General features: G+C 55.5%; 13 protein-coding genes. 5 read left to right on the plus strand and 8 right to left on the minus strand.

Features of this window, described 5'->3' with window-relative positions; genetic code table 11:
* The 4 genes from rsfS to murI are packed head-to-tail and all read left to right on the plus strand — an operon-like array spanning position 1 to position 3,892.
* Positions 1-399: a ribosome silencing factor gene (rsfS, locus tag WC421_05740; GenBank protein ID MFA5161728.1), complete on the plus strand. Its 399-nt coding sequence runs from the start codon at positions 1-3 to the stop codon at positions 397-399.
* On the plus strand, positions 396-1,481 hold the full coding sequence (locus WC421_05745; GenBank protein MFA5161729.1) for a type IV pilus twitching motility protein PilT: 1,086 nt from the start codon (positions 396-398) through the stop codon (positions 1,479-1,481). Before rsfS ends, WC421_05745 begins: the two co-directional genes overlap by 4 nt.
* Positions 1,478-3,088 carry an arginine--tRNA ligase gene (argS, locus tag WC421_05750; protein MFA5161730.1) on the plus strand — a complete coding sequence of 537 codons (1,611 nt, stop codon included), beginning with the start codon at positions 1,478-1,480 and terminating at the stop codon, positions 3,086-3,088. Before WC421_05745 ends, argS begins: the two co-directional genes overlap by 4 nt.
* Before the next feature lie 3 nt (positions 3,089-3,091).
* Positions 3,092-3,892, plus strand: coding sequence for a glutamate racemase (gene murI / locus WC421_05755; protein ID MFA5161731.1), 801 nt, complete (start codon positions 3,092-3,094; stop codon positions 3,890-3,892).
* Between the two features lie 45 nt (positions 3,893-3,937).
* Here the strand turns inward: murI and WC421_05760 are convergent, their stop codons facing one another.
* From WC421_05760 to WC421_05795, 8 genes are all read right to left on the minus strand, one after another.
* Entirely contained in the window at positions 3,938-5,035 is a 1,098-nt protein-coding gene (locus tag WC421_05760; protein MFA5161732.1) for a choloylglycine hydrolase family protein, read from the minus strand.
* Positions 5,036-5,061: 26 nt separating this feature from the next.
* Positions 5,062-6,744, minus strand: coding sequence for an LTA synthase family protein (locus WC421_05765; GenBank protein ID MFA5161733.1), 1,683 nt, complete (start codon positions 6,742-6,744; stop codon positions 5,062-5,064).
* Positions 6,720-8,483, minus strand: a complete 1,764-nt coding sequence (locus WC421_05770; GenBank protein MFA5161734.1) for a carbon starvation protein A — start codon at positions 8,481-8,483, stop codon at positions 6,720-6,722. Before WC421_05770 ends, WC421_05765 begins: the two co-directional genes overlap by 25 nt.
* 53 nt (positions 8,484-8,536) lie before the next feature.
* Positions 8,537-9,373 carry a class I SAM-dependent methyltransferase gene (locus tag WC421_05775; GenBank protein ID MFA5161735.1) on the minus strand — a complete coding sequence of 279 codons (837 nt, stop codon included), beginning with the start codon at positions 9,371-9,373 and terminating at the stop codon, positions 8,537-8,539.
* Positions 9,370-9,894 (minus strand): class IV adenylate cyclase, encoded by a 525-nt coding sequence (locus tag WC421_05780; GenBank protein ID MFA5161736.1) that lies wholly within the window; start codon positions 9,892-9,894, stop codon positions 9,370-9,372. The genes WC421_05775 and WC421_05780 overlap by 4 nt, the downstream gene beginning before the upstream one ends.
* Positions 9,895-10,368: 474 nt before the next feature.
* The gene (locus WC421_05785; GenBank protein ID MFA5161737.1) at positions 10,369-11,067 is read right to left on the minus strand and encodes a nucleotidyl transferase AbiEii/AbiGii toxin family protein; all 699 of its coding nucleotides are present in this window, start codon (positions 11,065-11,067) and stop codon (positions 10,369-10,371) included.
* 15 nt (positions 11,068-11,082) lie between these two features.
* Positions 11,083-11,688, minus strand: coding sequence for a type IV toxin-antitoxin system AbiEi family antitoxin domain-containing protein (locus WC421_05790; GenBank protein MFA5161738.1), 606 nt, complete (start codon positions 11,686-11,688; stop codon positions 11,083-11,085).
* 109 nt (positions 11,689-11,797) lie between these two features.
* Positions 11,798-12,586, minus strand: coding sequence for a hypothetical protein (locus WC421_05795; GenBank protein ID MFA5161739.1), 789 nt, complete (start codon positions 12,584-12,586; stop codon positions 11,798-11,800).
* Between the two features lie 151 nt (positions 12,587-12,737).
* Here WC421_05795 and WC421_05800 point away from each other — a divergent pair, with 151 nt between their 5' ends.
* The gene (locus tag WC421_05800) at positions 12,738-13,244 is read left to right on the plus strand and encodes a hypothetical protein (protein ID MFA5161740.1); all 507 of its coding nucleotides are present in this window, start codon (positions 12,738-12,740) and stop codon (positions 13,242-13,244) included.
* Positions 13,245-13,359 lie beyond the last annotated feature (115 nt).

Consider the following 13,359-nt stretch of genomic DNA (forward strand, 5'->3'; position numbering starts at 1 on the left):
ATGGCAAAAACAGCCGCTCAATTCAAAAGGCTTGCCGATGAAGCCGCCAAAATCGCCGATGACAAGAAGGCCGAGGATATAAAAGTGCTGAAAATGGGCGAAATGTCGCCGCTGGCCGATTATGTGGTGATAGCCTCCTGCGACAGCGCGCCGCAGCTAGAGGCGGTGGAGCATGAAATCTCAAAGAAATTCAAGGAGCGCGGCATCTTCCGGCTCCACGGCGACGGCGCGGACAGCGAGGCCTGGCGCGTGCTGGATTACGGCGGCGTGCTGGTGCATCTGATGACGCCGCAGGCGCGCGAGTTCTACGCGCTGGAAAAAATATACAGCTTCGCCGCACCCGCGCGCAAACGCAAAGCTCCGGCAAAGCGCGCGCCCCGCAAAATGTCCCGCAAATGAGCCAGGACCTCCAGACAATACTCAAAGCGGGCGCGGCCTCCGGCGCAAGCGACATAATGCTGGTCTCCGGCAGGCCGCCGATGGCGCGCGTCAACGGCCAGGTGCTGCCGATGGCGGGCGCCTCCCCCCTTTCCGCGGACGAATGCAAGGCGCTGATATATTCCGGGATTTTTGAGACGCTGCGCGCCCGCTTTGAAGCCGAGTGGGAGCTGGATTACTCGTTTACCATCGCGGGGGTCTCGCGCTTCCGCGTCAACGTGCTGGCGCAGCGGACGGGGCTTTCCGCCGTCTACCGCGTGATACCGGCGCATATCCCCTCGCCGGAGGAGATAGGGCTTACGGCGGAGATGTCCGCGCTTACCGATTTGCCAAACGGGCTTGTGATAGTAACCGGCCCCACCGGCTCCGGCAAGTCCACCACCCTGGCCTGCCTGGTGGAGCTTATCAACCGCAAATACCGCAAAAGCATAATCACCATAGAAGACCCTGTGGAATACGTCTACGAGCCTAAAAACTGCGTCATCATGCAGCGCGAGGTGGGCCAGCACACCAAATCGTTCAAGGAGGCGCTGCGCCGCGCGCTGCGCCAGGCCCCGGACGTGATTATGGTGGGCGAAATGCGCGACCTGGAGACCATGCAGCTCGCCATCTCCGCGGCGGAAACCGGGCATCTGTGCTTTGCCACGCTGCACACGCAGGACTGCGCCTCCACCGTGGACCGCGTCATAGACGTTTTCCCCCCCGGCCAGCAGGAGCAGGTGCGCACACAGCTCGCGCTTACCCTGCGCGCCGTGGTGGCGCAGATACTGCTGCCTTCCGCCGACGGCAACGGCAGGCTGGCGGCGCGGGAATTCATGGCCAACACCAATGCCGTAAGCTCGCTTATACGGGAGAACAAGGCTCACATGATTTACAGCGCGCTGGAAACCGGCAAAAAATTCGGCATGATGACCATGGACCAGAATCTTGCCGCGCTGGTTGTACAGGGGCGCATACGGGCGGAGCAGGCCCTGCTCAAAGCCCAGTCGCCCGAAACGCTCAAGCGGCTTATAGCCATGACAATGGCCGCGCAACCTTTATGAAACTGGATAACTTCACCGCACAGGCAAACCAGAAACTCCTTGAAACCTTCGGCGAGGCGGCCAAAACCTGCCCGCCCGTCTCCTGCCAGTTTCCGCCGGCGCATATAAAAGCGCATGTCTCAATCCCCTGGGCGATGACGGCGGCCAAAACCTTCAAAAAACCGCCGCTGGAGCTTGCAAAACTGGCGGCGGAGGCGTTCAAGAGCATCGGAATGGTTTCCTCCGTCTCGGTTGCGCCGCCGGGATATGTGAATGTGGAATTTTCGGAAGACGCGGTTTTTGAAACTCTGGGGAACGCCGCCTTCCGTCTGGACAATGCGCCCGGGGAGAAAATATTGCTGGAGTTCGTATCGGCAAATCCGACGGGGCCACTGCATCTGGCAAGCGGGCGGGCCGCCGCTTTGGGCAACGGATTGGTCCGCATTTTCCGCGCTTTGGGTTATGACACATCCGCCGAATACTACATAAACGACACCGGCGCGCAGGCGAAACTGCTGGGCGTCTCGCTGAAAGCCAGATACGAAGGCAAGGAGCCGCCGGAAGACGGCTATCAGGGCGATTATCTGCGCGATATGGCAAAAGAGCTGCCGCCAGAGGCCTCCGGCTGGAACAGCGAACAGTTTTCCGCATTCGCCATAGAAAAGCTGCTGGAAACCCACAAGCGCGACATGGCCGGCTGCCGGGTGAGTTTTAACCGCTGGTTCAGGGAATCGGAACTGCACCAGTCCGGCGCAGTCATGCAAACTCTGGAAGAGCTGAAACGGCGCGGTAAGACTTACGAAAAGGACGGCGCGGTCTGGTTCGGCTCAACCGCCGAGGAATCCGCAGACGACGACAAGGACCGCGTTCTGGTCCGCGCCGACGGAAGGCCGACTTATTTTCTGACCGACCTCGCTTATCACCGCGACAAGCTTTCCCGCGCGCAACGGCTTATAAACATACTGGGCGCGGACCATCACGGCTATGTGCCGAGGATGAAGGCCGGCATGTCCGCGCTTGGAATGCCGCCGGAGAATCTGGAATTTATCGTGCACCAGATGGTGCTGCTCAACAAAGGCGGCGTTGCCGTGAAAATGTCCAAGCGGGCGGGAGAATTCGTAAGCCTGCGGGAAATTCTTGACGACATCGGAGTAGACGCCTGCCGTTTCTTCTTCTCGCTACGCGCGCCGAATACGCATCTTAATCTGGACATAGACCTGGCAAAAAAACGCAGCCAGGAAAACCCGGTTTATTATGTGCAATACGTCCACGCGCGCATATGCTCCATTTTCAAGACTGCGGAGGAAAACGGGCTGAAATACGGCGAAGAATTCGCGCATCACCGCATCTGGGCCGACATGGCCCCGCAGGAGCGCGCGCTTGTCTGCAAACTGCTCTGGATTGACGAGACGCTAAAGCTCTGCGCGCGGGATTTGACGGTTCATCATCTGGCCAATTACCTGCTGGAACTGGCGGGCGTGTTCCACCAGTTTTATGATAACTGCCGCGTAGTTGATAAAGGCAGCCAGCAAATCAGCATGGGGCGGCTGTTTTTATGCAGGGCGACGCAATCTGTCGTGAAAAGCGGGCTGGATCTGCTGGGAGTAAGCGCGCCGGAACAGATGTAATCAATGCGAAACGACAACCCGATTGGAATTTTTGATTCCGGCCTCGGCGGCCTTACCGTCTTAAAAGCGGTGCGCCGCGCCCTGCCGCGTGAAAATCTGATTTATTTCGGCGACACGGCGCATGTCCCCTACGGCTCCAAGTCCGCGCAGACGGTAACGGGCTATTCGCTGGAAATAGCGCGCTTTCTGTGCGCGCGGAAGATAAAACTGCTTATAGTGGCCTGCAACACCGCCTCCGCGCTGGCCCTGAACGCGCTGAAAAAAGCTGTTCCCATCCCGGTCATCGGCGTGATAGAGCCGGGGGCAAAACGCGCGCTGTCGGTTTCCCGCTCGAAACGGATAGCCGTAATCGGGACCGAAGCCACCGTCCGCAGCGGCGCCTACCGCCGCGCGATACTAAAGCTGGACAAAACCGCCACCGTAACAGAACTCGCCTGCCCGCTTTTTGTCCCGCTGGTGGAAGAAGGCTGGTGGCAAAACAGGATAACGCAGCTCACGGCTGAAGAATACCTGAACCGCCTCAAACCGCGCAGGCCGGACGCCGTTATACTCGGCTGCACGCATTATCCGGTTATAAAGGAAGCTATCGCAAAAGCGGCGGGACGCGGCGCAACCCTTGTGGATTCGGCCCAAGCCGTCGCCGAAGAAGCCGCCGCGCTGCTGGCGCGCGCCAGAATGGCGCGCGCCGCCGGAAAAGCCTCCGTAAAAATCTACGCCAGCGACGACCCCGCCCGTTTCTCCCGGCTGGCCGCCAACATACTGGGCGCCCCGGCGGGCAAAACCCTGCTTAAAACCTTCCGATAAGCGGCATCCCGCCACAGGCGGAATGCCGCGCTTGAGCCATCCGCGTTATTTGGCAATTTCAGGGGCGGAAAAGCGGTTTGTGATGTCTATGACCGCCTCCGCATCGCCGTAAAGCGCCGTCCGTTTAACCCCGCCTGAAAAATCCAGTTTGCCCAGGTCCACTTTGCGCAGAGTCATGCTGTCGTATGTGCGCAGATACAGGATGCGGTTGGTCAAATCGCGGAAGGCGGCCCACTGCGTCGTCTCGCTGGAAACGATTGCGCCTTTCTCGTCGCGGTCCACCGCCATGCCGGAGACTATATCCACACCATTGGACACATGCTCGGCCAGATTCAGCGCGGCTTTTGCGTCCGCCGGAGTGTCGGCAAAATGCAGCATCGCGGCCAGCTTCACAAAGCGGCTGGGCGGGGTTATGTCGCCCGGAAGCCCCGACATCCCGCTGCCGTGGCCCGTGGGAAGCAGTTTGACTCCGGAATAGTCCGCCGCCGGGGCAAGCGCGGGCGAAAGCCCGGTATAATTGCGCAGGTTGGAGACCATCCACGGGAAATCCGGCGCATTGGTCATCACGCCGATTGGATTGTCGTAAACGCGGGTTTCGCCGTTTGCAGCTTCTATGACAATGGCCGCGCCGGAACCGTCATAGACGGCAAAATGCAACGGCGGAACCGCCTTCATCTGCGGCACATAAAGGCCGAACACTGTGGTATTGGCAAGGGCGGCTTTTGCCTCGGCGACATTTGCGAAGCTGCCCAGCAGCCAGGAAATAAGCATGGTGTGGGCGAGGGCTTTGTCCTCCGCGCCGGGTTTTATCTCCGGCCATTTCGCGCCGGCGTCATACCAGAGGCCGCTGGCGGCAAGGCCGGCCTCGTTCATCCCGTCCACAATCATGTCGTCATTGCCGAAAACGGAGACACCCGCATAGCCGTACCTGGATTTCCACTTCATCGCCGGCTTGTCCGCCGGGCCGGGGCTGGCAAAGTTCCTGCCGCGCGGAGACGCGGCAAGCGCGTATTTGACGTCGTAGCCGAACTCCATGGTGCGGGCGCTGATGACGGTCCCGTCCGCCGCCTTCAGGCGGAAGGCGCCGCAGGCGAACGCCTCGCACGGCAGCAGAAACAACAATGCGGCAAGCAGTTTTTCCATATAAGCTCCTTTTTTCCGGCAGATTGCTATTTTACTCCGTCGGCCATTATGTGCATGTAGCGGGAGAGGCTTTCCTCCTCCGCAGGCGGGTTGCCCATGTATGCGCAACGCCATTTTTTGCAATACTTCCCGCCGGTCAGATAATCCGCTATCACGGCTGGGATATCGCTGTGGCGCAGCACGGGATACTTCACGGGCTTGCCGTCTTTTACTATCAGAATCCGCGTGGTATGGACCGGGTCCGCGCTTTCCGGCAGATAGCGCAACTGCCGGTAGGTTTCAACCCCGCCGTCCACGGAGGGCAGGTGATCGCCCACCATGATGATAAGACATTTCGGCTCGCGTTTCACGGTCCGGCGGACAAATTCCGATATGGCCTGAGTGCGGTAGTAAAACTGGTTCACCACCCGCACAAGCTGCTGTCCGCCCGCGGTCATGGCGATAAAGGGCGGGCGCAGCTTCGCGTCCAGCCTGAACGGGAAATGTCCGTATATGCCCACGATGTAGTCAAAAAGCGGGCCTTTGCTCTTTTCCAGGAAATCGGAAGTCTGGCGGAACAAATCGCCGTCAAAGAGCAGCCCCTCCGCCGGGGAAACGCCTTTGATGGAAAAATAAGTGGGCCCGTTGAAATAACGCTTCGGGAAATACATCTCGCCAAACCCCAGCGCCGGATAAGCGCGCAGATAATTATTCCACTGCGGCACATACGGATGCGAGGCCACCGTGCGGTACCCCGCGCCGCGCAGCACATTCGGCAGGCACTGCACCGGCGCGCCGGTAAAACCGTTGAACTCCATGCTGTAAAGCCGCTTATATGCGGGCGCGCCGCACAGAAGCTCAAACTCCGCCTGGGGAGTCTCCCCCCCGAAAACCGGCGACACCGAAAATCCCATATTGCCGCCGAAAAACTTCCTGAAATCAGGATGATACGGGTCGTGCGAAAGCCCCAGCCCCCGGAAAAGCGCCGGGTCCAGCAGACTTTCAAGCATCACCAGATGGACATTGCGCCCGCTGCCGTATTTGCGTATAAAATCCGACTGTTCGCGCGCGTCGCGCAAAAAATCCTTGCCATCCCTGAATTTTGCAAGCCCATGCAGCGCAAAACGGCGCAGCGCCTCGCGGTTCAGCATCACCGTCAGCCGGCCACGGTCGCTGGCGTTGGCATAATCGTCCCAGTCGTGCGGAAGGGTGTTAATCGCCGCAAAGGCACGGACAAAAACCCCCGGAAACAACAGCCACAATCCCGCAGCCAGCGCCGCAGCGGCAAGGTGCCGGTATTTCCGCCGCCAGTCCACATAAAACAGGAACAGCGCGCAGGGCAGCGCGAAAACCGCCAGCAAAACGGCGCAATAGCCCGCCGGCAACGCCTCCAGCAGCAATGCCGCGTCATGCAGATAGGCAAGACGGAACATCTCGCCATAGCCGTGATAATATGCGTCGTGCACCGCATATATCAGGAAAACCGGCAGCGCCGCCAGCACGTTGCGGGATTTGACGGGGCGCAGAATGCGTACGCAGTACCAGTATATCGCCAGCACCAGCGGCCCCTCCGTGAAAAACATCGGAAAGCACACAGGCAGGCCGCGCATCTGGCGCAGAATAATCAGATATGCCGTGAAAGCGCAGAGAAAAAAGAAATACCGGTTCAGCAAAATCCGCGCCGCCGCGGAACGGAATTCGGCGGTTATTTTTTTAGCAATTCCATCCATTTTAAACCCGAACTGACGGACACCGCCGCCACCAGCGCAAGCATAACCATGGTCAGCGCGGCGTTGACATATCCCTGCGCGTCGCCGCGCGGCAGATAATTGCCGGAGATATTCAAAACACCCGCGACCGCGGTTGTAACCAGCATGAAAACAAACGGCACAAAAGTTACCAGCGCGCAGCGCAGCCCCTTGCGCCGCAGTATGAAAGTGGTGCCTATCGCCAGAGCCGCCGTCGCCAGCAGCTGATTGGCCACGCCGAACATCGGCCATATTGTTGTGATATTGCCCGCCAGCAGCATCGCCCCCCACGCCGCGCTGACGCAGACGCTGCATATGATGACGCCCGGCCACCAGTCCACCCGCGCGAACGGTTTATAAACATAGCCGAAAATCTCCTGCACCAGATAGCGCGCCACGCGGGAGCCGGCGTCTATGGTGGTCAGAATAAACATCGCCTCAAACATTATGGCGAAGTGATACCAGTACGAAAGCAGCTTTTTCATCCCCGGCACGGCGGAGAAAATCTGCGCCATCCCCGCCGCCAGCGACACCGCCCCGCCGGTGCGGCCCTGCAAACTCTCGCCCACGGCGGAGCCAAGCTCCGGCAGGCGGTCTACGGCCAGCCCCAGTTTCGCAAACACCGCCGGCGGGGTGTTAATGGCGAAATAATCGCCCTGCGACATCGCCGCCGCCGCTATCAGCGCCATGACCGAGACAAACCCCTCCGCCAGCATCGCACCGTAGGCGATAAAGCGGATGTCTTTCTCGCTGCTTATCATCTTGGGCGTGGTGCCGGAGCTTATCAGGCAGTGGAACCCGGATATCGCGCCGCAGGCTATGGTGATGCAGACAAAAGGCCACACGCTGCCCGGCACAATCGGCCCGCCGCCGTGGACAAAAGCGCTGAAAGCCGGCGCGGAAATGGCGGGGTTGACCCACGCTATCCCCGCCGCCAGCATGGCGATTGTTCCGATTTTAAGGTAAGAGCTTAAATAATCCCGCGGCACAAGCAGCAGCCACACCGGCAAGGCCGAGGCCAGCAGCCCGTAAACCGCCAGCATCACCGAAAGCCGGGTTTTGGAGAACATGAACCAGCCCGCATACCCGCTTTGCGCCACCGGCGCGCCGGCTATCACGCAGCCCAGCACCAGCAACGCGCCGATTACGGAGGCTTCCCGGATTCTGCCGGGGCGCAGCTTTTCCATGTAAAGCCCGATGAACATGGCTATCGGGATGGTCGCCGCGATGGAAAAAGTCCCCCACGCGCTTTCCGCCAGCGCGTTTACCACCACAAGCGACAACCCCGCCAGCGAGGTTATCAGTATAAACAGCACCGCCGCGCCGGTGGCTTTTGCGGCGGCGGGGCTTATTTCGCTGCGCGCGATTTCGGCAAGCGAGGCGCCCCCCAGCCGCACGGAGGCGAAAAGTATCACCATGTCCTGCACCGCGCCGGCAAGCACGCAGCCGACAAGTATCCACAAAAACCCCGGCAAATAGCCGAACTGCGCCGCCAGCACCGGCCCCACCAGCGGCCCGGCCCCCGCTATCGCCGCGAAATGATGGCCGAACAAAACCCAGCGGTTTGTGGGCTTGTAATCGTAGCCGTTGGCTTTTTCATGGGCGGGGGTGGCGCGCTCCGGCTCGAAAGCCAGCACTTTGGCGATTATAAACGCCGCATAAAACCGGTACGCCAGCACGAACACAATAAGCGTTATAACAACAAGCGCAAGCGAACTCATACGGGCAAAACCTCTCAGCGGGAAAAGGATTGCGCAACAATCCGCCAGTAATTCTACAATTTGTCCGGCACGGGACACGCGGCTTTCACAAAGACGTATTCGTTGCAGCCGTAGCCCGTTGTGGTGCTCATATCAACCAGCGTAAACCCCATATCCCGGACGAAGCGGAAAATATCGCATGGTTTTGCGAACTCAAACGGATACCCGCCCACCCAATCCGTCCAGTCATGCCAGACGGACATCCCGCGTTCGCGCTTCCTGCTCCGCCAGCCGGCAAACGGAAGAGGATTGCGCCCCTGCAGCAATCTCGCCAGCCCGTATTTAGACTCAAATGCCGCGGCGACAAAAGCCACATAAACCGGACGCAGCGAAACCGGCAGCGCGTTATAGAGCCGCTTTATTTTAAGCCAGCGCCGGCTGCTGCCGCCCTGGTCGTTGTAAATCGCAATGCACAACATCCCCCCGCCTGCGACAAGCCCCGCCGCGTTGGAAACCGCCTCAAACATATTGCCGGTGTGATGCAGCACGCCCCAGGAATAAACAATATCAAACCTGCCAAGCGAGGCCAGATACCGCCCGTCCAGAACGGAGCCGCGCTCTATCCGCCAGCCGTCGTCCGACGGGAAATATTTCCGTTTGAGAGTCTCCGCGCATTGAACGGCGCGCCCGTCAAAATCAAAAGAAACCGTTTTTGCGCCAAGCCTGCGCGCCGCAAGGCTGAATATGCCGCTGCCGCAGCCGATGTCAAGGAAAGTTTTGCCGGACAAAGTATCCGCGCGCAGCATGCGGGCAAGCGAAGCCTGCGCCGAGACAATCCTCTCCTCGTCAACGGTTTTAAGAAAATCCGCCCAGTTCTCGCCGAACGGGAAACGGGGGGTTGATGATGTCATAGGGTTTGGCCTCTTTCACCAAACTTCTGGCGCATGATATCACTATAAGAATTGGACACCAGGTTGCCGCTTGGCACTTGAAACAGCTTCAGATAAGAATTGCATTGTTCCAGCAGTTTTTTGCGCCCGACAAGCCCTGTTTCATCTCTGGCTTCAATTTCCACAAAATTACCCAGTCCCGGCACATTATCTATATGGAATTTAACATTGCCTATGAAATATATCTCCCGCTTTTTTTTAACTTCAACAGCCACACCGAGCGCCAACACCAGCACCTCCCGCAGCATTGGCCCGTTTACCGTTTTGAAAATGCGAACGAAAGAAGCTTTAGGTCCTTTTTTATTCTGGCGGACATAATATATCAATGCGTTTTCAATATTGCCCTGTCTGAGTTTCAGTCTGCCTGTTTTCACATTGAAGTAAGTATCGGCTTGTTTATCCGTGCCTTTGAATTCCGCTTTATGTTTACGAAGGATTGAACGTATCAACTGCGGATTTTCACATCTTGCTTTGATTTCCACATTCAGACATTTCATAGCGACAGGCCGGTTCTCACAAGCACATGTAGATTTTAGCAAACTGGCGGGACAGACTGTATAATATCAAGAACTTTCACCGCCCAATTCCACTGGTTTAAGGAACGCGTTGATGTAACCACTCGGTGAAATCTTTCCTGCCAGCATTTGTAACCAATTCGTGAATCGAAATTTTTGGGAGAAAGTATTTCATCATAATTGCATACTTTCATAACTTCCGCGGTTTTGGGCATTTCCAATCGTCCAAATTTCCTCTGGGGTTAATGTGATTTTTGAATTATTGACCTTCACATAAGCAATGTCCTATTTGCGGCATGAAAAAAGAGGCGTTTCGGCAAGGAAAGAATACAGAAGTCTGCTTCTGCGGCGCAGCCTGTCGGCGTGATAGCGCGAAACGGCGGCCAACTCATCGATTTCCTTTGGACAAAACTTATCCGCACGATAGGAGCTACCGTCGCGCTAATTTTTTTCGCTTTCCAGCCACGCTTTTAACAAAAATATTGTCTCTGTCCGTAGTTTCGCGCGGGACCAGCCTTTTTGAGGTTCGGAAAGCATTTCCCCGAGGCCGTCAAGGATGTGGCGATTGTCCATGTTTTCCAATAACTTGACGCACTTGTTCAGAACTTCACTGAAAGATAGTTTGGCGCGGGCCTCAACCAGTTTCCTGTTTATCGGCCAGTTGTTTTTCGCAAAAAAATACACATCGTAAACATCGCGGCTTGTTTTGCCGATGCGTTCATACATCGCCATCAGCTTGTTGGCGAACATATCTTCTTTAACCATCACCAGCATTGAGATGCCGAGCAATGTTTTCAACTCGTATTTTGAGCCGAAATCCCGGCAATTTACTTCAATTTTAATGTTCTGGGATTTCAAATCATGAGAGATAATCGCCACAAGATTGAATCGTTTGACTCTTGAATACACGATTTTACCGTAACTTGCGGCTATTTTCCGGATTTTTTCAAACACTTCCCGCTTCTTTTTTTCGTCTAACAGGTCGAGGTCAATATCAACAGAGCTGCGGTTAAGGCCATAGAACATCAACGCCGCTGTGCCGCCCTTAAATCCCAAATAGGGAGCGATAGACGTGTCGGAAAAAATGTCTTTCAGTATCTGCAACAAAATGTTTTTGTGCTTCGGATAGTCTAATGTCATGGGGTTTTATCCGCCTTATTCTCTTTTATAATGCTTGAAATACTCCTCAACTTTTTTGGCCATTTTTTTATTGCGGTATATCGGCAAAATATCAAAAACCTTATCCCAATCCAAAACATCCAACTGGTCAAAGTGATAATCCTTGCTGATATAAATTCTGTCCAAAAACGCCCGCTCTTTTGTTGCGGTGGCGATATCGTTTGGATGTTCAATTCCAATCGTGTTGCTCAAAACATAATCCTTCATGCGCAAAAACGATATTTTCTGCCCGTCGACCTCTATTTCCCGTGTGACATAAGAAGCAACAAAGATGTTCCCGTAATACTGAAAATTCACTCCGGCGCGGGTTAACACCGTTTCAAAGCTGATGTAGGAGGGTGTATAGATTCGGGTAGCCAACTCAAACCTGTCATAATTCTTGTCTTTGGCATAAATGCCTCGATGGATTCTGATTAATTTCCCGTTTTTTGCATAGCTGCTCAATCTTATCCGGATATTGACTTCCCTGTTTTCAGCCCATAGCAAAGCGATGTCTTTTATGGAAAAGACAGTTTTGGGCGACCGCAACAAAATCTCAAGATATCGGCCTTTCGCCGGTTTTATATCCATATATCTACCCATAGTCATTATAAAACATACTTGCAGTAAAATTATACGCTATTCCAACAAATGAAAGCAAGACCGGATGCAGCCTTCTCCGGTCTTTTGAACGATTGCGCCCAAACCAAAGCTACATTTCGATACTTTCCCGCTTTTCTGGGGCGACAGAATCCGGACGGCCAGTCCAGTCCCAAATAGTGTCATTTTGGTCGCGGATTGGCGTTTCGCACAAATTTTTGTTGAATATCGAGATACACACCCAGTTTTGGGGGAGCGGAACTGGTTTTCTTGGGCCTGTGGCGCGCCTTTTCGGTATCGTAACACCCGGCACCAACAATTCCCGCGGCAGGGGCCGTTGGTATGTCGTGCAGGTCGGGCTAACCCGTATGCCTACGATTTCCGGTTTTGCCCCGAGCACGGGCAAGTTCTCCGCTATCAAAAAGACGTAAAAATGGGGGTTCCCATCGGCATCGAGAATGACCCTCGCCTTGAGTTTGCCCAAGCGCAACAATTTATTTACCGTCATCTTTCCGACTTCGTAAAGATTCGTCAACCCATCCATCGAATACCAGCCAGCGTCATCGTGGCAGACTTCCGGCGGAACCACGCCGTCATCTACCGCCTTTTGGCACAGCATGCATTTGGGATCATTATGATCAAACCAACTGGCATCCCCGCTAACGTGGTCGCCGCAGATGCGGCACCGGTAAGTTTCCGTTAAATGGAATCCTTTGGGTTCGCTTTTCAGACGTTCAAGCAGGGCCTGCCGCTTTAACTCGAAGCTGCGCATAAGCTCACAAAGTCTTTCGCGCCTTTCTATAGCTTTGCACACCTCCTCATCGGTGAATTCGTGACCATACTCGGCTTCCAGCCGTTTTCTGGCAGCCTCGAAATCTTTGTCTTTTGCGGTTAATTCCATTGTATCCCCCCCTGAAGCTTATGCTTCGGTTATATAAGATTCAATGATGGAATGCTACAGCATCGGCTCTTACGCCAGCGGGAAGAGAGTTAAACAAAAAACCGGTCCGTAATCTTATATAATCTTATATGGTTGGAATATAGGATTATATATGACCCGAAACAAACGATTTGAGCAAAGACTTGAAAATATCCCTGCCGCCATCTGGAGCAAGTTGGTCCAGATAGACGAGCTGAAAGGCCGCTGGATAGCCGGCGCGCAGCTTAATCCGCAAGTTCTGGGGCGGCTGAAACGCTCCGTGCTGGTGACCTCCACCGGCGCGTCCACGCGTATCGAAGGCGCACATCTGTCCGATGAGGACGTGGAAAAGCTGGTGCGCGGCCTCTCGCTGCAGAGATTTCTGAACCGCGACAAGCAGGAAGTCAAAGGATATTACGAACTGCTGGAGAACGTGTTTGACTCGTGGCGGCATATAGGCTTCAGCGAGAGCGTGATAAAGCATTTTCACAAAGAGCTTTTGAAATATGCCTGCAAAGATGAGCTTCATCGCGGCGAATACAAGAAAAAAGAGAACACCGTAAAAATGGTGAACGCCGACGGAAAACCGATAGCCACGCTTTTTGAGACCACGCCCGCATATCTTACCCTGAAGGTGTAAAGTTGCAACCAAAAATGACCCATTAGTTGCAACGAAAATTGACCCGCCCTTAATGCATTTTTAACACATTTCCGCTGGTCTGTAAACCTTTGCCAGCCTTTCCTTTTTCTCCTGC

It is taken from the genome of Elusimicrobiales bacterium (assembly GCA_041651175.1).
GTDB lineage: Bacteria > Elusimicrobiota > Elusimicrobia > Elusimicrobiales > Elusimicrobiaceae > JAQTYB01.

What these genes read in the sequence shown, in the direction of transcription:
- argS (MFA5161730.1), top strand. Translation starts at nt 1,478, where the DNA reads ATGAAACTGGATAACTTCACCGCACAGGCAAACCAGAAACTCCTTGAA.
- WC421_05775 (MFA5161735.1), bottom strand. Translation starts at nt 9,373, where the DNA reads ATGACATCATCAACCCCCCGTTTCCCGTTCGGCGAGAACTGGGCGGAT.
- WC421_05795 (MFA5161739.1), bottom strand. Translation starts at nt 12,586, where the DNA reads ATGGAATTAACCGCAAAAGACAAAGATTTCGAGGCTGCCAGAAAACGG.
- rsfS (MFA5161728.1), top strand. Translation starts at nt 1, where the DNA reads ATGGCAAAAACAGCCGCTCAATTCAAAAGGCTTGCCGATGAAGCCGCC.
- WC421_05760 (MFA5161732.1), bottom strand. Translation starts at nt 5,035, where the DNA reads ATGGAAAAACTGCTTGCCGCATTGTTGTTTCTGCTGCCGTGCGAGGCG.
- WC421_05800 (MFA5161740.1), top strand. Translation starts at nt 12,738, where the DNA reads ATGACCCGAAACAAACGATTTGAGCAAAGACTTGAAAATATCCCTGCC.
- WC421_05770 (MFA5161734.1), bottom strand. Translation starts at nt 8,483, where the DNA reads ATGAGTTCGCTTGCGCTTGTTGTTATAACGCTTATTGTGTTCGTGCTG.
- WC421_05785 (MFA5161737.1), bottom strand. Translation starts at nt 11,067, where the DNA reads ATGACATTAGACTATCCGAAGCACAAAAACATTTTGTTGCAGATACTG.
- WC421_05790 (MFA5161738.1), bottom strand. Translation starts at nt 11,688, where the DNA reads ATGGGTAGATATATGGATATAAAACCGGCGAAAGGCCGATATCTTGAG.
- WC421_05765 (MFA5161733.1), bottom strand. Translation starts at nt 6,744, where the DNA reads ATGGATGGAATTGCTAAAAAAATAACCGCCGAATTCCGTTCCGCGGCG.
- murI (MFA5161731.1), top strand. Translation starts at nt 3,092, where the DNA reads ATGCGAAACGACAACCCGATTGGAATTTTTGATTCCGGCCTCGGCGGC.
- WC421_05745 (MFA5161729.1), top strand. Translation starts at nt 396, where the DNA reads ATGAGCCAGGACCTCCAGACAATACTCAAAGCGGGCGCGGCCTCCGGC.